General features: G+C 38.5%; 16 protein-coding genes. 5 read left to right on the top strand and 11 right to left on the bottom strand.

Annotation, left to right across the window (positions count from 1 at the left end; genetic code table 11):
- Positions 1 to 60 precede the first annotated feature (60 nt).
- The 8 genes from SJY24_RS06000 to SJY24_RS05965 all read right to left on the bottom strand — a co-directional run bounded on the left by SJY24_RS06000 (position 61) and on the right by SJY24_RS05965 (position 9,663).
- On the bottom strand, positions 61 to 1,167 hold the full coding sequence (locus SJY24_RS06000; protein WP_377864044.1) for a HAMP domain-containing sensor histidine kinase: 1,107 nt from the start codon (positions 1,165 to 1,167) through the stop codon (positions 61 to 63).
- On the bottom strand, positions 1,160 to 1,858 hold the full coding sequence (locus SJY24_RS05995) for a response regulator transcription factor (protein WP_377864043.1): 699 nt from the start codon (positions 1,856 to 1,858) through the stop codon (positions 1,160 to 1,162). The genes SJY24_RS06000 and SJY24_RS05995 overlap by 8 nt, the downstream gene beginning before the upstream one ends.
- Before the next feature lie 91 nt (positions 1,859 to 1,949).
- Complete coding sequence (gene menC / locus SJY24_RS05990; protein WP_377864041.1) at positions 1,950 to 3,056, bottom strand: o-succinylbenzoate synthase; 1,107 nt, start codon at positions 3,054 to 3,056, stop codon at positions 1,950 to 1,952.
- Positions 3,057 to 4,502 carry an o-succinylbenzoate--CoA ligase gene (locus SJY24_RS05985; protein ID WP_377864040.1) on the bottom strand — a complete coding sequence of 482 codons (1,446 nt, stop codon included), beginning with the start codon at positions 4,500 to 4,502 and terminating at the stop codon, positions 3,057 to 3,059. It abuts the gene before it with no gap.
- A gap of 319 nt (positions 4,503 to 4,821) precedes the next feature.
- On the bottom strand, positions 4,822 to 5,640 hold the full coding sequence (menB, locus tag SJY24_RS05980) for a 1,4-dihydroxy-2-naphthoyl-CoA synthase (protein WP_016079909.1): 819 nt from the start codon (positions 5,638 to 5,640) through the stop codon (positions 4,822 to 4,824).
- A gap of 68 nt (positions 5,641 to 5,708) precedes the next feature.
- Positions 5,709 to 6,521, bottom strand: coding sequence for a 2-succinyl-6-hydroxy-2,4-cyclohexadiene-1-carboxylate synthase (menH, locus tag SJY24_RS05975; RefSeq protein WP_377864039.1), 813 nt, complete (start codon positions 6,519 to 6,521; stop codon positions 5,709 to 5,711).
- Positions 6,518 to 8,272: a 2-succinyl-5-enolpyruvyl-6-hydroxy-3-cyclohexene-1-carboxylic-acid synthase gene (gene menD, locus SJY24_RS05970; RefSeq protein ID WP_377864038.1), complete on the bottom strand. Its 1,755-nt coding sequence runs from the start codon at positions 8,270 to 8,272 to the stop codon at positions 6,518 to 6,520. The genes menH and menD overlap by 4 nt, the downstream gene beginning before the upstream one ends.
- Complete coding sequence (locus tag SJY24_RS05965; RefSeq protein WP_377864037.1) at positions 8,269 to 9,663, bottom strand: isochorismate synthase; 1,395 nt, start codon at positions 9,661 to 9,663, stop codon at positions 8,269 to 8,271. The genes menD and SJY24_RS05965 overlap by 4 nt, the downstream gene beginning before the upstream one ends.
- A 194-nt stretch (positions 9,664 to 9,857) precedes the next feature.
- Here SJY24_RS05965 and SJY24_RS05960 point away from each other — a divergent pair, with 194 nt between their 5' ends.
- Positions 9,858 to 10,811 carry a 1,4-dihydroxy-2-naphthoate polyprenyltransferase gene (locus SJY24_RS05960; protein WP_000425755.1) on the top strand — a complete coding sequence of 318 codons (954 nt, stop codon included), beginning with the start codon at positions 9,858 to 9,860 and terminating at the stop codon, positions 10,809 to 10,811.
- A 124-nt stretch (positions 10,812 to 10,935) separates the two neighbouring features.
- A complete protein-coding gene (locus SJY24_RS05955; RefSeq protein WP_000957359.1) occupies positions 10,936 to 11,667 on the top strand; it encodes a yteA family sporulation protein in 732 nt (243 codons plus the stop codon).
- 43 nt (positions 11,668 to 11,710) lie between these two features.
- Here SJY24_RS05955 and cspD read toward each other — a convergent pair whose 3' ends face one another.
- On the bottom strand, positions 11,711 to 11,911 hold the full coding sequence (cspD, locus tag SJY24_RS05950; RefSeq protein WP_001193052.1) for a cold-shock protein CspD: 201 nt from the start codon (positions 11,909 to 11,911) through the stop codon (positions 11,711 to 11,713).
- A 327-nt stretch (positions 11,912 to 12,238) separates the two neighbouring features.
- On the opposite strand from cspD, the gene SJY24_RS05945 reads away from it, so the two are divergent.
- Positions 12,239 to 13,021 (top strand): TIGR00266 family protein, encoded by a 783-nt coding sequence (locus SJY24_RS05945; RefSeq protein ID WP_377864035.1) that lies wholly within the window; start codon positions 12,239 to 12,241, stop codon positions 13,019 to 13,021.
- A gap of 417 nt (positions 13,022 to 13,438) precedes the next feature.
- Complete coding sequence (locus SJY24_RS05940) at positions 13,439 to 13,588, top strand: hypothetical protein (RefSeq protein ID WP_000521653.1); 150 nt, start codon at positions 13,439 to 13,441, stop codon at positions 13,586 to 13,588.
- 149 nt (positions 13,589 to 13,737) lie between these two features.
- Here SJY24_RS05940 and SJY24_RS05935 read toward each other — a convergent pair whose 3' ends face one another.
- Positions 13,738 to 14,508 (bottom strand): MerR family transcriptional regulator, encoded by a 771-nt coding sequence (locus SJY24_RS05935; RefSeq protein WP_377864034.1) that lies wholly within the window; start codon positions 14,506 to 14,508, stop codon positions 13,738 to 13,740.
- A gap of 141 nt (positions 14,509 to 14,649) precedes the next feature.
- Here SJY24_RS05935 and SJY24_RS05930 point away from each other — a divergent pair, with 141 nt between their 5' ends.
- The gene (locus tag SJY24_RS05930) at positions 14,650 to 15,372 is read left to right on the top strand and encodes a lipase family protein (RefSeq protein WP_377864033.1); all 723 of its coding nucleotides are present in this window, start codon (positions 14,650 to 14,652) and stop codon (positions 15,370 to 15,372) included.
- A 323-nt stretch (positions 15,373 to 15,695) separates the two neighbouring features.
- Here the strand turns inward: SJY24_RS05930 and glgP are convergent, their stop codons facing one another.
- Entirely contained in the window at positions 15,696 to 18,104 is a 2,409-nt protein-coding gene (gene glgP, locus SJY24_RS05925; protein WP_377864032.1) for a glycogen phosphorylase, read from the bottom strand.
- Positions 18,105 to 18,106: the final 2 nt, after the last annotated feature.

Genomic DNA, 18,106 nt, shown 5'->3' with positions numbered 1-18,106 from the left:
CTTACGTATAGAATAGAAAAAACTATTAAAATAAAAAGTGGGGTAAAGTTTAAATTTTTATTAAATTGCTTTGCTCTCTTCTTTTGGTAATCTCACTTCAAATATCGTTCTAATTACGTTACTTTCAGCAGAGATTGTCCCATCATGCTGCTCGACAATATTTTTCGCAATAAATAACCCAAGGCCTGTACCACCTTGCTGCTCTGATCTTGCCTTATCACCTGTATAAAACATATCAAAAAGATACGGTAAATCTTCTTCTGGAATGCTATCTCCGTAATTAATGATTTGTACAACTACCTCTTCACTCTCAATATATCCGTTCACATCGACAAATTTTCCATCATACCCATAGCGAATCGCATTCGTTAAAAGATTTTCAAATACTCGAGCTAACAATTTCCCGTCACCGTTAATAGGTAAATGCGGATCCACATTCAATCTTGCTTCTAAATTCTTTTTCTCTAATAACGGATATAATTCTTCATCTAACTGTATAAGTAATTCACTTATATCAATCACTCTTTTATCAAGCTGTAACATACCATAATTCATTCTCGTTATTTCAAATAATTCATCAATTAAACTTTCCAGTCTTTCGGATTTCGTAAAAGCAATTGTGGAAAAATGTTTAATTTGTTCCTTCGTCAAATTCTCATCTTTAAGAATTAAATCTAAATAACCTAAAACAGATGTTAGCGGCGTTCTTAAATCATGAGCTAAGTTAACAATTAACTGATCTTTACTGCTTTCCGCAAAATCTCCTCGTTCCACTGCTTCTTTTAGTTTTTCACTCGCTACATTAATTTCGCCCGCGATATATCCAAACTCATCATTTGATGAAACACTAACTTGGTTTGTAAAATCTCCATTCGCAAGATGATGAATCCCGTTTGAAATCTCATCAAAATACTTTAAATACGGTCTAGTAAGGAAGAAGAAAAACATAATGGACAGAGGGATGAAAATAATTAAAAAGAAATTAATATCACCAATTTGTCTTACCATTGAACGAAACTGGGCTAACGGATCCTCATAACGAACTACTAATTTATAATAGAGACGTAGCCCTTCATAAATTAAATACGTTACGCCAGCAGCTAATATCATACTTAACGCAAATAGCATAACCATCTTTGAACGAAAGCTTCTCATCTTTTTAGCCATTGAAAGTATACCCTACTCCCCATACTGTTTTTATTAACTTATTCTTTCTTTTATCTTCCCCAAGTTTTTTCCGCAAAGTACGAATATGTACCATAACTGTATTTCCGCCTTCATAATAATCATCTGCCCATACTTGCTGAAAAATGTTTTCCACACTATACACTTTCTTCGGGTGACTTGCTAATACATATAAAATATCAAATTCTTTTGGTGTTAATTCAATTGGCTCTCCGTACACATTTACTGTTCTTCGCTCAGGATCAATAACAATCCCACCAATTTCCAAAGCTAATTTACTTTCTTCTATTCTCGGCTGATTTAACGTAAGAAAGCGGCGTAGTTGTGCATTTACACGTGCAACTAATTCAATCGGCGTAAAAGGTTTCGTCATATAATCATCTGCACCTAGTACAAGACCTGTCACCTTATCAAAATCAGATGTTTTCGCACTTAAGAAAATGATTGGCATATGATGCTTCGCGCGAATTTGGCGAGTCACTTCATAACCATCCATTTTCGGCATCATAATATCTAAAACCACTAAGTCGATTAGCTGTGTTTGAATAATATGCATGGCTTCTTCTCCATCAGCTGCTTTAACGACGTGGTACCCCTCTTTTTCTAAATGTATCTCAATTAAGTCAGCAATTTCTGCCTCATCATCAGCTATTAAAATTGAAATGCGCTTCATTTTACTCCCCCTTTTATACGCTCGATTTTAAACTAGTCTATCCAATTTGTACAATAAGAAAAGGCTACTCATAAGAGTAACCTTTGTTATTTCATCTTTCAAACACAATCCGCTGCTTCGTTATTTCTTCCAAACTGCCTCGATCTACTTCATACTCACGTTCAATACTTTGGGGTACCCTTACTTTTCCGCCCTCAAGCATCACTTCCGGTGAAATAATATCCTTCTCCCAATGTCTACTAGAAGCAGATATGTCTCCAGGAATCGTAAAGTTCGGCAATGAAGCAAGCGCAACGTTTTGTGCCCGTGATATCCCCATCTCTACCATACCGCCGCACCAAACTGGTATGTTACGCTCCATGCAATAATTATGAATTTGCACCGATTCTGTTAATCCGCCCACTCGCCCTGGTTTAATATTAACGATGCGGCAACTGCCAAGCGTAATCGCAACACGTGCGTCTTCTAAACTATGGATGCTTTCATCTAAACAAATCGGTGTTTCAATTTTCTTTTGCAACTGTGCATGATCCAGAAAATCGTAATCCGCTAACGGCTGCTCAATCATCATAAGTTGGAATTCATCTAACCGTTTCAACTTTTCAGTATCCGCTAACGTGTACGCTGAATTCGCATCAGCCATTAATGGAATGTGCGGAAATTCTTTACGAATTTCTTTCAATAACTCGTAGTCCTGCTCTGGCTTTATTTTCACCTTAAAGCGCTCGTATCCTTCTTTTGCGTACTTCTCGATTTGTTTTAACATAACGGGAATCGTATTAATCCCAATCACAACTCCGACTTCAATTTCAGATTTAGTTCCGCCAAGTAACGTCGCTAACGACTTCTTTTGACGCTTCGCATATAAATCCCAAATGGCACCCTCAACTCCTGCCTTTGCCATTCGGTTTCTCTTTATATGCTGAAACAAAGACGATACTTCATTCGGATGAGAAATTTCAGCTTTCAATAAATCAGGTATTAAAAAATCCTGAAGTACATGCAGCGCTGTCTTCACCGTTTCTTCCGTATACCACGGTTCAGAGAATGCAACGACTTCCCCAAATCCAATGTGCCCGTCTGTATCTTCTAATTCAACGACGATACTTTCACGCTTTTCATAAGTTCCGTAGCTTGCCGCAAATGGGATAACGAGCGGCATCTCCGTTATATAAAGTGTCGCTTTTTTGATTTTCACTTACATCTCCTCCACTAATTGTCTTAACTCTCGTCTTAACAATTTCTTCGAAGCATTTCGTGGTAATTCCTCTAAGAAACATGCTTTCTTCGGCACTTTATATTTCGCTAATTTCTCCTCGCAAAAATGCAGAATTTCTTCTTCTGTTACCTCTCCACTTTTTACAACAAAAGCAGCGGGTACCTGTCCCCATTTATCGTCAGCCATACCGACAACACCGGCTTCCGCTACCGCTGGATGAGAGAGTAGTACTTCTTCAATTTGAGCTGGATATATATTTTCTCCGCCTGAAATGATTAAATCACTGCGGCGATCTAATACATATAAAAATCCTTCCTCATCTAAATAACCGAGGTCGCCAGTATGAAGCCAGCCATTTTGAATTGTTTCGCGCGTCGCATCTTCACGGTTAAAATAGCCACCTGTTACGTTCGGTCCTTTTACAACAATTTCACCTTCAGCACGGGGCGGCACTACTACGCCGTCTTTTTCAATACGAAGTTGGCATTGAAATAGTGGTTTTCCAGCCGATCCTACTTTCGTTAACATATAATCTGCTGATAACGTACAAATTTGCGACGACGTTTCTGTCATACCGTACGTTTGATACACAGGAATTCCTTTTTCCACACACGTTTCTAATAAGGGCTTCGGCGCTGGTCCCCCGCCAAGTAACATGCATCGTAAAGAAGATGGATATGTCTCTTCTCCAAGTCGTTCTAATAAATCTGTTAGCATTTTAGAAACGACAGAAATAATCGTAACGCCTCTCGTTTGAAGTGCTTTATGAATGAAATTAGCATCATATTTCGGAACGAGTAAAATGCGCATACCGTACATAATATTTTTCATTAAAAGAGACAACCCGCCAACGTGGAACATTGGCATACAAGCTAACCAACAATCATCATCACGAAGCCCTAAATTAAGCGAAGAACCGACTGCGCTTGCCCAGTGGTTACCGTATGTTAAAATAACGCCTTTCGGTTTTCCTGTCGTCCCAGACGTATAAATAATTGTCATCGCTTCTTCTAAAGAGAATTCTTCTTGTATAAATGCTTCCGCCTTCGGTCCATTCATCACTTTGGCGAATGAATGGACGGGAACATCTTTAGCCTCAAAGTCCTGATCCGTTACTAAGCATACAACTTCAGCATCATCCATTTGCCAAAGTAGCTCTTCTCTTGAAAGACGCGTATTTAAAAGCACAGCTACTGCACCTACGTAAGATAGGGCATGAATAACTGTAATCATCTCCATACCATTTTTCATCAGAACAGCCACCTTTTGCCCACGCTTCACTCCTACATGTGAAAGGTGTTCACAAACAGATACTACTTTTTCATGCAGCTGCATAAAAGTAACCTTTTCATCCTCTATTTCAATTGCAGTGCGATCTGGTGTTAAAAACGCACGTTGCATTAACCAATTCGGCATCGTCTCCATCACTCATTCTCCTTTCATGAAAGAAAGAGACTTGATATGAAATCAAGTCTCTTAGTTGTTTTGTTTCCGGTGTGATCTCATCTAGCTACAGCAGCTAGAATGTTCGGTGGCTTCACTTCTTCCTACGAGGCAAAAAGCGCCTCTTTGTCAGAAGCTCCATCCCCCTCACATTCTGAACGAGCTACTTTCGCTTTTGGTTTCATCCAGCTACAGCGGCTAGAACAGTCGGTCGTTTCACGCCTTCCTACGAGGCAAAAAGCGCCTCTACGTCAGGAGTTCCAACGCCCTCTTGTTCTAAGCGAGCCGCTTCCGCTTTTGATCACGGGAAACGAGGGAATTGACCGAAGTCCGGACTGCGTTTTTCTTTGAACGCGTCACGGCCTTCTTTTGCTTCGTCAGTTGTGTAGTACAATAACGTTGCATCTCCAGCTAGTTGTTGAATACCAGCTAGACCGTCTGTGTCTGCGTTGAATGCAGCTTTTAGGAAACGAAGTGCCATTGGGCTGTTTGCTAAGATTTCTTGTGCCCATTGTACTGTTTCTGCTTCAAGCTCTTCTAATGGTACTACTGTGTTTACTAAGCCCATATCAAGCGCTTCCTGTGCGTTGTATTGACGGCATAGGTACCAAATTTCGCGAGCTTTCTTGTGACCTACCATACGAGCTAAGTAACCAGCTCCGTATCCACCGTCAAAGCTTCCTACTTTAGGACCTGTTTGTCCGAATACAGCGTTGTCTGCAGCGATTGTTAAGTCACATACGATATGAAGTACGTGTCCACCACCGATTGCATAACCTGCTACCATTGCGATAACTGGTTTAGGAATTGCGCGAATTAGACGTTGTAAGTCTAATACGTTTAAACGAGGGATTTGGTCGTCACCTACATATCCACCATGACCGCGAACTTTTTGGTCGCCGCCAGAACAGAATGCACGTCCACCTTCACCTGTTAAAATGATAACGCCAACATTTGCATCATCACGAGCGTGTGCAAAAGCGTTGATTAACTCCATTACCGTTTTAGGACGGAATGCGTTATGTACTTCAGGACGGTTAATCGAAATCTTTGCGATACCATTGTATGTTGAATAAATAATATCTTCGTAATTGCCTTCTTTTACCCATTCAATAGCCATTACAACTACCTCCTTGTATATTTCTGATCTCCTCTATAAGCGTAGCTTTCTTCTTAGATGAAAAAGCATCACTGCATAGTTTTTAGAAATCCCTTTACTATTGTATCAAACTTTTCCGGTTGTTCCACATGAATTGCATGGCCAGCACCATCAATTTTGACAAATTTCGCATGAGGGATGCATTTTTCAATGTTTTTTAATATGCGAAAGAACTTTTCATCATACTCCCCGTTCATTAAAAGAACAGGTATTTTTAGGTTTTGCAGCTCGTTCCACCATGAAGGCTGAGCCCCTGTTCCCATGCCGCGCAAGCTATTTGCAAGTCCTTTTGGATTGTTAGCAAGTCGTTCTTTTCGCACCGCTTCTTGTGCGTTTTTTGCTAAACATTTTTGCGTTTCAAACAGAGGGATATTTTCCCACATCGTTACAAAGCTTTCGATGCCTTCTCGCTCAATTTTATCAGCAAGTCGCTCATCTTTTTCACGACGTTCTTTTCTATCCTCTTCACTTTCAAGACCAGCTGTACAATTTTCTAATAAAAGAGAATGTACATACTCTGGATATAGACATGCCATCGTAATCGCCAGTCTACCGCCCATTGAATAGCCGAGTATGTGCGCTTTTTCAATATGAAGATAATCTAGTAATTCTTTCATTTGTAGTGCTGTATTTCGAATATCATAATGAGTCACATCTGCAGGACTTTCCGTTTTTCCGTGCCCCACAATGTCTACTAGAATGACTTGAAACTGCTCGCCCCAAGAAGGAATAAAGGAACGCCACGTTTCCATGCTTCCCGTAAAACCATGAAGAAGTAGAAGTGGTTCCCCGCTTCCGACTACTTCATATTTATAGGATACACCTTGCAACGTTACGTTCATTTTGATTCACCTTGCAAAGATGTAGTAATAACGTCCATTGTTTTCGCCCATAATTCACGATGTAATTTCAAGTTTTCTTCGCGATTCGTACAAATTTCCACAACGTGTAATCCTTTCGCTGTCGTTCCAGTTTGTACTTCTTCTCGGAAGTTTTCCCATCCATTCACCCGGCTAAATGAACCACCATACATTTTGACAACATGCTCGTAATCAAGCCCAATTGGTGTTCCAAATAATGATTCGAAATGTTCCTTTTTCTCATATTGTGGTAAGAATGAGAAAATACCTCCGCCATCATTATTTACAACAACAATCGTTATATTTAACTCATGTAATTTTGCGGCTAATAACCCGTTTAAATCGTGATAAAATGATAAGTCACCAATTACTAATACGAGTGGATCACAAATAATACTCGCTCCTAAAGCTGTTGAAATGATTCCATCAATACCATTTACACCACGATTTGCCATCACTTGAATATTTTTATCCGATGTGAAGAAAAATGAATCTGTATCGCGAATTGGCATACTATTACTCGCAAATAACGTTGCGCCTTCTGGTAATACACGAACAATATCCGTAATGACTTTTCCTTCAAATGCAGTTTCATATGTTTCCATTTCACGAAGCGCTTCCTTCGTTTTCTCGTTTATATGTTTCCACATTCCGAACCAATCATTCGTTTTCATAACTGGCATTTTCTCTATTAATGTCCTGCAAAAATCAACATCACTTGCTTGTACAACTTCTGTCGCAACAAGAGCTGGATCTCTCCATTGTCCGGATTCATCAACAACGATATGAACTGCTTTCGTTTGTTTTTTAATGAACTGCGTTAATGCTTTAGAAACAGGCATTCCACCAAAGCGAATTAAAACGTCCGGTTTCCACGTTTCCTTTAACAGTTCATTTCGTAAAAATGTATCGTAACAGTCGATTACCATCGTTTTATCGTGATGTCCACTGCGAATATTAGAAAGTGGATCCGCTAATATTGGATATCCCGTTTTTTCAGCTAGTTGTGCCGCAAACGCTGCGATTTCTGAATGACTATCATCTCCACAAATAATAAGCCCCTTTTCCATATGTGAAAGGCGCCCTACAAGAGAATCTACATATTCACTCGGCATCATCACGTTCCCTTGCTGAACTACTCCTGTATATTCCCCGCGTCCTTTATCCCATAAACTTTCTAATGAGAAATCTGGGATAAGCGGCTCGCGAACTGGAAAATTAAGATGAACAGGTCCTTGCGGCGCTAAACAAGCATTTGCTATCACACGTTGCGTCGTCATGCGAGCATAATGATACATCGCTTCACTCGCTTCTGGAAGTGCCATCTCTGTAAATTGCTTCACAAAAGTACCGTATAAATTAAACTGATTCATCGCCTGTGGTGCACCCACATCTCTTAATTCATGCGGTCTATCTGCCGTTAAAATGATAAGCGGCACCCTTGAATGAAAAGCTTCACATACAGCTGGATAATAGTTCGCTGCTGCCGTTCCTGACGTACATAATAGTGCAACAGGTCGTTTTTTTGCTTTTGCAATGCCGAGCGCAAAAAATCCTGCTGATCTTTCGTCTACATGTAAATATGTTTTCATTCCTTCATGTTGTTCCATTAGTAAGGCAATCGGCGTTGACCGTGAGCCAGGACTAATGACAACATCACATACATTTAGACGCGTCAGTTCATCCACGAACGCGCCTAAATAATATGATAATGCTTCTATATGATTGTTCATTTCATTAATTCCTCCAAAGCACCAAGCATCGGTCTAAACTTCAAACTTGTTTCTTCATATTCAAGCTGCGCTACTGAATCGATTACGATACCACAGCCAGCAAATAAGGATGCTTTCTCGCCATTTAATAATCCGCAGCGAAGTGCAACCGCAAATTCACCATTTCCTTCATCATCTATAAAGCCAATTGGTGCACCATACAATCCTCTATCTAAAAGCTCTACATCACGGATTAATTTCAATGCCTCATGACGAGGTGTACCACCAAGAGCTGGCGTTGGATGCAATTCTTCTACCATCGCTAAAAGACTTGTATCACCTTTCGCTTCTACTGGTGTATATAAATGGATTAAGTTTTTCGTCGTTAATAAGCCTGGGCTCTCCGGAATATTAACAGATTCACAATGCTCACTTAGCACACCTCGAATCATATTAACTACATAACCGTGTTCAGCCAAATTCTTTTCATCATGAAGAAGCGTCTCACCATTTTGTTTACTTTCTTCTATAGAATTACCATGACCAATTGAACCCGCAAGGCACATCGATGTAAACTTCTCGCCTTCTTTTCGAATCAATCGCTCAGGTGTCGCCCCTAAGAAACATGCTCCTTTATAATCAAAAGAAAATACGTAACAATCCGGTTGCCCAATGCGAAGCGCTTCTAAAACAAGAGCGGAATCAATATGCTGATCCATCGTCAATTTTAGCTCCCTTGCTAATACAACCTTCTGCACGTTCCCTTGCTTCATTTCATCCTGCACTTTGCCAATCGCATTCATCCAGCCCTTCGGATCAACTTCTACTTTCGAAGTAGTTGTTAGTTTATCTCCTTCTAATGCACATTTACTCTCTTGTAAAATTCTCTCTTCTAAAGAAATAATTTCGTTAGAAAGAGTTTCTGCGCAATCTTCAGCTGAAACGAACTTATTAATGGTTAACCACGCTTTTTCATTTTTTACAGTTAATAAAAATGCTGGTAGTGAAAATGTGGTGTCATCAAATTCTTTCCAAAGATTTGTTTTTTCTTTTTCTTGGTCAAATGAAAATCCACCAAATAAAAGAGGACCTGTTCCAAATTCGTATCCTTCTCTTTGTACAAATGCTTTCTCTTTTACTTTATCCCACTCGTCACGAGCCGTTTGAAAGCGTTTGTGAGAAGAAGTTGCTATAGTGAAAACAGAGCCAATTCCAGCAAATATTACATGCTGAGCTGGGTCTGCAAAATAACATCTATTTTCGAATGAGATCCTTTTTCCTGCTGCATAAAACAGAAGCGGATCTATCCAGTCTATTTGTTTTACGAAGCTAACCAATATTTTTTCATCAGTTGCACGCTTAATGGCTGCACTAAGAACTTCTTGCAAGCCTATTTGTTTCGTTTGAATCACAATTGTCTCCCCCCTATGGGCGAAAAATAGTCATAATTACGCTTGATTTTAAGATACACCTCAAACGAAAGGCCTGTCAACGTTTAGCATTTCTGAGAAATTCACCTTCTCTTCCTAGAAAATAAACGTTGACACTAAATGATGCTTTTTCTACACTTAGTTGTGTACAATATGTGACCAAAGGAGGATTCAACATGGAAATGAACGTCGAAACGAATTCCTCTCCTACGGCGCCAAAGCCAAGTAAGCAAACCGGCTGGCGCATTTGGTGGAGTTTACTACGTCCCCATACATTAACAGCAGCTTTCGTTCCTGTTTTCATCGGAACAGCCTATGCGATGCAGGTCGGAGGTATAAATCAAATACATCTCCCTCTTTTCCTTATGATGCTTCTCGCTTGTCTTCTCATTCAAGCAGCAACAAACATGTTTAATGAATACTTTGATTATAAAAGAGGGCTCGATCACGAAGGGTCAGTTGGTATCGGCGGCGCTATCGTTCGCGATGGCATTCAGCCGAAAACAGTGCTTAACTTAGCATTTGGATTTTTCGGGATCGCAATACTATTAGGTGTTTATATTTGTATGAATTCTAGCTGGTGGCTTGCTGCAATCGGTCTTGTTTGTATGGCCGTTGCCTACCTTTATACAGGTGGCCCACTTCCAATTGCCTATACACCATTTGGAGAGTTAACAGCCGGATTATTTATGGGTGTCATTATTATCGGGATTTCATTCTTTATTCAAACTGGAACTGTAACATCAGAAGTCATTTTATTATCTATTCCAAGCTCCATTTTAATTGGTGCCATTTTACTAGCTAATAACATTCGTGACTTAGATGGCGATAAAGAAAACGGTCGTAAAACGTTAGCAATTCTCGTCGGACGCGAAAGAGCCGTTGGTGTACTTGCTTCTATGTTCATCGTTTCTTATATTTGGACAATCGCTCTAATTATCGTTAACATCGTATCACCATGGATGCTTATCGTGTTTTTAAGTGCACCGAAAGCATTAAAAGCGACGAAAGGCTTTATCGGTAAAAGTATTCCAATGGAAATGGTACCTGCTATGATTGCAACAGCAAAAACAAATACAATTTTCGGTCTCCTAATGGGAATCGGATTATTGCTTGGATACTTCTTATAAAAAGGAGCTGCTTACGCAGCTCCTTTTTTTATATACCAACTTCTAAGTTGAAATTCATCTCATAATTCCCACCTCCAACGCTCATACTATGTAAAGAAACTGAATTGTAGGAAGGTGGACGACTATGTTAACTCCACAACAAATAAATCAATTTAAATCTATTTTAGAAAAACAACAGCAAGAAGTTGAACAAACAATACAAACTCATGAGAATACAGATCGTGCTTCTGAACGTGATTCAGTGGGAGAATTGTCTAGCTATGACAACCATCCAGGTGATATGGCTACAGAATTGTACGAACGTGAGAAAGATTTCGGACTCATCGAATTTTGGCATAAACAACTAGAAGATACGAAACATGCCCTGCAAAAAATTGAAGCTGGTACGTACGGTATTTGCGAAGTGTCTGGTGAGGAAATTCCGTTCGAAAGATTAGAAGCAATGCCGACTGCTACAACGTGTATACAGCACACTACAAATAAATTGGATATGAACACGCGACCAGTTGAAGAAGAGGTGTTGGCTCCTTCGTTTCATAAGCACGACGAAGATCATTCTGTAGAGTACGATGCTGAAGATGCATGGCAAGACGTCGCAAATTACGGAACGTCTGAAACTCCATCTGATTTAGAAAGACAAGATTCCAAAAACTATAATGGCATGTACGTAAATAGTGAAGAGAATGTAGGCTTCGTTGAGGATTTTGAAAACTTTATTGGTACGGATATGTATGGTAAAAACCCACAAGTTTTCGCTACAGAGGAACATGAAGAATATGAGCAAATGCTTGATGACTTTGAAGAACGTACTTTTAAAGGTGAATTATCTTCAAATGAATCTAGCTCCAAAGAATAAAAAAAGCATTCCGAAATTCGGAATGCTTTTTATCGTTAGCTAATTAGTTTTTTGTAACGTTAGCTGCTTGTGGTCCGCGGTTGCCTTCAACGATTTCGAAAGAAACTTCTTGACCTTCTTCTAAAGTTTTGAATCCGTCGCCTTGAATAGCTGAGAAATGTACGAATACGTCTTCTCCGCCTTCAACTTCGATGAAACCGAAACCTTTTTCGCCGTTAAACCATTTAACTTTACCTGTTTGCATGTCATGTACCTCCTAAATAAAAATGAAACTATGAATCCACATGAAAAGGTGGATATAAAGGACATGAATGTATAACAAGCTTACAGCCTTTAATTCAACGTGCTTTATTTCCGTACCACATTATGTAGCTCAATAGTGATTTCACTATATCACGCTCAATCCAAAACGTCAAATGAGAACACTTTCACTCCAGCGTTTTTTATAATCCTAGTATAACCATAAATTCCTATTCTATTTTACTTTTATTTGAAAATTAACAAAACTGTAGTTTTCTAATCTCTTTAAATTCTGTACAATATGATTATCTATTACATTGAGGTGAAAAAAATGAGGGCACATGAAATCGAATATAAATTATATGGCGATGATATGCAGTTCGTTGAAATTGAATTGGACCCAGAAGAAAGCGTTATCGCTGAAGCTGGCGCAATGATGATGATGGAAGATCATATTGAAATGGAAACAATCTTCGGCGATGGTTCAGGACCATCTGGCGGCTTATTTGGGAAATTAATGGGCGCTGGTAAACGTCTCGTTACAGGTGAAAGCATGTTTATGACTGTATTTACAAATACAGGTCATGGCAAACGCCACGTATCATTCGCCGCTCCATATCCAGGAAAAATTATCCCTGTTGATTTAACAGAATATCAAGGAAAAGTCGTTTGTCAAAAAGACGCATTTCTTTGTGCCGCAAAAGGTGTTTCTATCGGAATCGAGTTTACAAAGAAAATTGGAACTGGTTTCTTCGGTGGTGAAGGTTTCATCATGCAGAAACTTGAAGGTGACGGACTTGCTTTCATGCACGCAGGTGGAACAGTATATAAACGTGAATTGAAACCTGGTGAAAAACTTCGCATTGATACAGGCTGTCTCGTTGCAATGACAAAAGACGTTAACTATGATGTTGAATTCGTTGGAAAAGTAAAAACAGCTCTATTTGGCGGTGAAGGTTTATTCTTCGCAACATTAGAAGGTCCTGGAACTGTTTGGATTCAGTCTTTAACACTTAGTCGCTTAGCAGCGCGCCTTACAAGCCCAGCAGCTCAAAGCAGCGGTGAAGGCAGCGTTTTAGGCGGACTTGGTCGCCTTTTAGATGGGAAAGAATAAATAGTGTCCTTCTGGGGCCATAGCCATCAACTTAAGAGAATGAATAAAATTAAAACACCCTTTCATAGTACTGCATGAAAGGGTGTTTTAATTTACGTCTACAAACAACAATACGTTGGTTGAGGAGTTACGCATACTAGGTGAAGAATTCCGAAATAATTTTTCCGAATCATCAGTCCATGGGGTTAGATAATATGTCCAGACGTAATGCTGTCCTCGTTTTTCTCCATTTTGGTTCACTCCGCATTATTTAGATAAAATCTGCCTTAAACTAATGGGGCAGGTTAGTTTAATAAGGTAACATTTGGATTTAAATAGATATAAGTAAAAAATTAATAAGGTTTACTTCAGTAAAATAAGGTATATTATATTTGTTGAATAGATTCTCTTTAAAGACAAGAAAAGTAGGTGAGCAAAGTGGGAAAATATCAATTGGATTACAAAAGTCAGGTAGCTGTGGCAAAGTTTCATGAAAAACAGACGCCTGCCAAATTTGATAAAAAGCAGCAACTTGAAAAATTGCGTGCGGAGTATTTGAAAAAGAAGCAAAAACAAACTGATAAATAACATGTTACGTTTTCCCTATTTTTTTGTATATGGTGCAAACAAACACAAGAAAATAGGGAAGTTATTCATCGTTCAAATATATACAGGCTATTTTTTCAAACCTCTTACTTAATGAAAAAGTCGATTCCTTGAGATGGAAATCGACTTTTTTATTTAGGTGGACTATACAAACCATTTTTAACCATATAACATTCCATCGCTTCATTAAGCCATAACTCTTCTTCCTCTGTATAAGGAGAAGGCATCATATTATTATATTGTTCTTCTACATTCTCTAATTTACCTAGAAAATACATTGTCTCTTCGCCGACATACTTAAGAGTCGCTTTCATATGTTCATCAACCAATTTTTGCACTTCTGAATCCTCAATTTGTCTTCCAAATAACCTTTTCACTTCTTTTGCTAAACGCAGAAACTCTTTATCAAGTGCTATGCCCTCTTCTTCCGGCTTATTATATAATCCATCAGCCACTTCTTGTGATACATATTCTTCAAGCCATAAACGTTGTTCGTTTTCTTTTTGGATACTATTAATTAAGCTCATTAATATGTTACTATCTACCTCTTCATCTTCCTTAAGGCATACCATTGTTCGTTCAATCGCCTTTATCGAAACTTCAAGTTGTTTTTTCTTTTCTTCAAAAGCTACCCTTTGATTTTGTAATGTTTCTTTTAAGCTTATATTCAAACTTTTCATATTGAGCATGACACGAATTTCTTCTAAGCTATATCCTAATACTTTAAGACTCACTATTTTTTGGAATGCTAATATATCTCTATCTTTATATACACGGTGTCCTGAACTCCTATTCTTTTCAGGTTTAAGCAATCCAATTTCATCGTAATATTGTAGTGTCCGTATTGATGTGCCTGTTCTCTTTGAAAACTCACCAATTGAATAGCCGTCCTTTTTGCTCATCCTACACTCCTCCTATCAATATGTTTACAAAAATCATACTCCCTCACGTAACTGTAGGTTCAAGCCTTTTTTCAAAAAGAATGAATCAAGTCCCTCACTGCATATATTGAACTATACCTTTTCTTAAGGAGGGCTTTCTTGATGCGTACTCCTTTATCCTTCGATAAAGATACTGCCATATTATTAGCATCTTGCTGCGATCTAACGTATGAACAATATAAACAAAATGGGATTTTTGAAATACCTGATGGATTCCAATATGTACAAGGCTTTCAAGGAAAAGCGATTCAAACGATGGAATGGTTTGGGTTCGTATTAGAATCTGAAGATACAATTATTGTAGCTTTTAGGGGTACACAAACAGATACAGACTGGATTATCGATTCACTCGTCAACCAAAGACCATACCCATACGCTTTAAATAGCGGGAATGTCCATAACGGCTTCCTTTCTATTTATGAATCTTGCCGAGACTCTATTATGGATATGCTCGTATCATTGCCAGCCCATAAGAAACTTCTTGCAACAGGTCATAGCTTAGGAGGGGCACTCGCTACATTACACATACTAGATGCACGTATAAATACTGCCTTCTCACAGTACGGTCTTTATACATTTGCCTCTCCAAAAGTTGGAGATATCGCCTTTCGAAATTATTATAAACTGCAAGTAGCTAGTAGCTTTCGTTTCGTCAACTTATTCGATGTCGTTCCACTTCTCCCTCCCCGAAACATAAATTTTAATGATCGTGATTGGGAATATGCACACGTTCATCACAACATGACATTTACGAAAAATACAAAATCCATTATAAATAATCATTCCATTACAACATACAAAACATGTCTGACCTCTCATTTTTAAACAGTAAACAATTGGAAATTAAATATTTGTATACTATAATAATCTATGAAACGACTTTCGGATGAGGGGACCTTACATGCTAAAATTTTTCTTTGCACTTTTTCTTATAATAATTTTTTCGTTTACAGGTTTCTTTACATTTTCATACTTTGCGACAGGGGAATATGGTGGAACAGGTATAATATATACCGCTATCCCATTTCTTTCTTAAGCAAAATAAGTAAAACGAGCTTAATCTCATTAAGCTCGTTTTATTTTTCTAAGCAATCATATTCCTGTTTTAAAAGTGAATAAATAAAAGCCCCTTCAAAAGGGGCTTTTATCTAAAACAGTTTAACAGTATTACCAATTCCCCAAATTTCATTACTGTACTGCAAAATTGTTCGATCACTCGCAAAATGCCCAGATTGTGCAATGTTCAAAATCGACATTTCCAGCCATTTCTGCCTATTTTCATAGGCCCTTCCGACAGCTTCTTGTCTTTCAGCATATGGGCTAAAATCTCGAAGAACGAAGTATTCATCGTTTTGAATAACGAGAGAATCATAAATCGCTTCAAATTCAGCTCCCGATTGTGCAAAAAAACCATTCGTTAACTGATCTACTACTTTTTTAATGTGCATATTATGGTGATAATAATCACTTGCACGATATCCACCATTTTGATAGTAATGAAGAACCTCATCTGCCGTTAAGCCAAAAATGAAGCAGGCATTATCACCGACCCGGTCTTTTATTTCAATATTAGCCCCATCTAACGTTCCGAGTGTGATTGCACCATTCATCATGAATTTCATGTTACCTGTTCCCGATGCTTCTTTACTCGCAGTTGAAATTTGTTCACTTACATCTGCCGCCGGGAATATATCTTCAGCTAAAGAAACTCGGTAGTTTTCTAGAAAGATAACTTTCATAAACTGACTTACGTACGGATCATTATTTACTTTTCTTGCAAGCTCATTTATTAATTTAATAATTTTCTTCGCATAATAATAGCCAGGTGATGCTTTTGCTCCAAAAATAAAAGTACGCGGGTAAAATGAAAAACTAGTATCCTCTTTTAAACGGTTATACAAGTATAAAATATGAAGAACATTTAATAATTGTCGTTTATAGGCATGTAGCCTTTTCACTTGCACATCAAAAATAGAATTTGGATCAATCGCGATCCCCATTTTATTATGAATGCGCTCCGCTAAAATAATCTTACGCTCTTGTTTTACCCCTGCAAGCTTTTCTTGGAAACTAGCATCGTGTTGAAATGTTTGCAGCGCTTGAAGCTTAATCGGTTCTTTCTTCCACTCTGTTCCAATCGCTTCCGAAATCAGATCCGTCAGCTGCGGATTCGCCTTCATTAGCCAGCGCCTATGAGCAATTCCATTCGTTTTATTATTAAACTTATCTGGATAAAATTCATAGAACAATCGCATTTCACGCTGCTTTAAAATTTCTGTGTGGATTTTCGCTACACCATTAACGCTATGGCTGCCAACAATCGCTAAATGAGCCATTTTCACAAGGTCATGCGCAATAATGGCCATGTCCTCAATACGCTTCCAATCGTACGCATAACGGTCCCAAAGCTCATGACAGAAACGTTCATTAATTTCTTCAATAATCATATAAATTCTCGGTAATAACGGTTTAAAAATGTGAATTGGCCATTTCTCAAGCGCTTCTGATAACGTCGTATGATTCGTATAGGAAATCGTCTGCGTTGTTATGTGCCAAGCTTCTTCCCATGTCAATTTTTCTTCGTCTAATAAAATACGCATAAGTTCTGGAATTGCTAGAACTGGATGTGTATCGTTTATATGAATCGCGATTTTTTCATGTAACTGACGAAGACTACCGTATCTCTCCCTATGCATACGAACGATATTTTGCAAACTTGCTGATACGAGGAAATACTGTTGTTTCAAACGAAGTATTTTCCCCTCATCATGCGTATCATCTGGATATAAAAACTCCGATACAGCCTCTGTTTCACGCTTATATTTCAAAATATCTTTACAATTTTGCGGGAAAGGAACTGGCTCCGCATTCCAAAGTCTGAGCGTATTTACAGTACTTGTTTCATACCCTACAACTGGTACGTCGTATGGTACTGCCATAATAACTTCTGCATTTGTATGCCTGAACTCTAAACGCCCATCCATTTCTAGCGGTTCAACGTTTCCGAAATAACTTACTTCTACAGCTTGATCATACCTTCTTACTTCCCAAACATTTTCATGAAGAAGCCACTGTTCTGGAAATTCTACTTGATAGCCATCAACAATTTTTTGATCAAACAGGCCATGCTTATAACGAATACCACAGCCATGTCCTGGTAAGTTTAAAGAAGCAAGCGAGTCGAGGAAACAGGCTGCTAATCGTCCAAGTCCACCATTTCCAAGTCCTGCATCTGCTTCAACCGCTTCTAACTCGTGCAAAGAAATTCCAAGTTCAAAAAGCCCCTTCTCACATACATCCCTGATACCTAAGTTTAATATGTTACTTCCAAGCAAACGCCCAAGTAAAAATTCAATGGATAAGTAATACATTTGCTTTTGGTCTCCAGACCGATAACTTTCATTCGTTGCAATCCATTGACTATTCATATACTCACGTACCATATGACCGAGCGTATTATACTGATCACGAGTCGTAGAATCTTTGAAACTTTTCCCATACATCGTTTCTAATTTTTCTAAAAAAACGGATTTGAAGCTTTCAACATGAGTAAACATTT

Origin of the sequence: Bacillus sp. R86525, from assembly GCF_042466195.1 — a bacterium.
Lineage (GTDB): Bacteria > Bacillota > Bacilli > Bacillales > Bacillaceae_G > Bacillus_A > Bacillus_A nitratireducens.
Note: the sequence above shows the minus strand (reverse complement) of the source record. Positions and strands in the feature narration are given on the sequence as shown.

What these genes read in the sequence shown, in the direction of transcription:
- SJY24_RS06000 (WP_377864044.1), bottom strand. Translation starts at nt 1,167, where the DNA reads ATGGCTAAAAAGATGAGAAGCTTTCGTTCAAAGATGGTTATGCTATTT.
- SJY24_RS05995 (WP_377864043.1), bottom strand. Translation starts at nt 1,858, where the DNA reads ATGAAGCGCATTTCAATTTTAATAGCTGATGATGAGGCAGAAATTGCT.
- SJY24_RS05985 (WP_377864040.1), bottom strand. Translation starts at nt 4,502, where the DNA reads ATGGAGACGATGCCGAATTGGTTAATGCAACGTGCGTTTTTAACACCA.
- menB (WP_016079909.1), bottom strand. Translation starts at nt 5,640, where the DNA reads ATGGCTATTGAATGGGTAAAAGAAGGCAATTACGAAGATATTATTTAT.
- menH (WP_377864039.1), bottom strand. Translation starts at nt 6,521, where the DNA reads ATGAACGTAACGTTGCAAGGTGTATCCTATAAATATGAAGTAGTCGGA.
- menD (WP_377864038.1), bottom strand. Translation starts at nt 8,272, where the DNA reads ATGAACAATCATATAGAAGCATTATCATATTATTTAGGCGCGTTCGTG.
- SJY24_RS05960 (WP_000425755.1), top strand. Translation starts at nt 9,858, where the DNA reads ATGGAAATGAACGTCGAAACGAATTCCTCTCCTACGGCGCCAAAGCCA.
- SJY24_RS05955 (WP_000957359.1), top strand. Translation starts at nt 10,936, where the DNA reads ATGTTAACTCCACAACAAATAAATCAATTTAAATCTATTTTAGAAAAA.
- cspD (WP_001193052.1), bottom strand. Translation starts at nt 11,911, where the DNA reads ATGCAAACAGGTAAAGTTAAATGGTTTAACGGCGAAAAAGGTTTCGGT.
- SJY24_RS05945 (WP_377864035.1), top strand. Translation starts at nt 12,239, where the DNA reads ATGAGGGCACATGAAATCGAATATAAATTATATGGCGATGATATGCAG.
- SJY24_RS05935 (WP_377864034.1), bottom strand. Translation starts at nt 14,508, where the DNA reads ATGAGCAAAAAGGACGGCTATTCAATTGGTGAGTTTTCAAAGAGAACA.
- SJY24_RS05930 (WP_377864033.1), top strand. Translation starts at nt 14,650, where the DNA reads ATGCGTACTCCTTTATCCTTCGATAAAGATACTGCCATATTATTAGCA.
- glgP (WP_377864032.1), bottom strand. Translation starts at nt 18,104, where the DNA reads ATGTTTACTCATGTTGAAAGCTTCAAATCCGTTTTTTTAGAAAAATTA.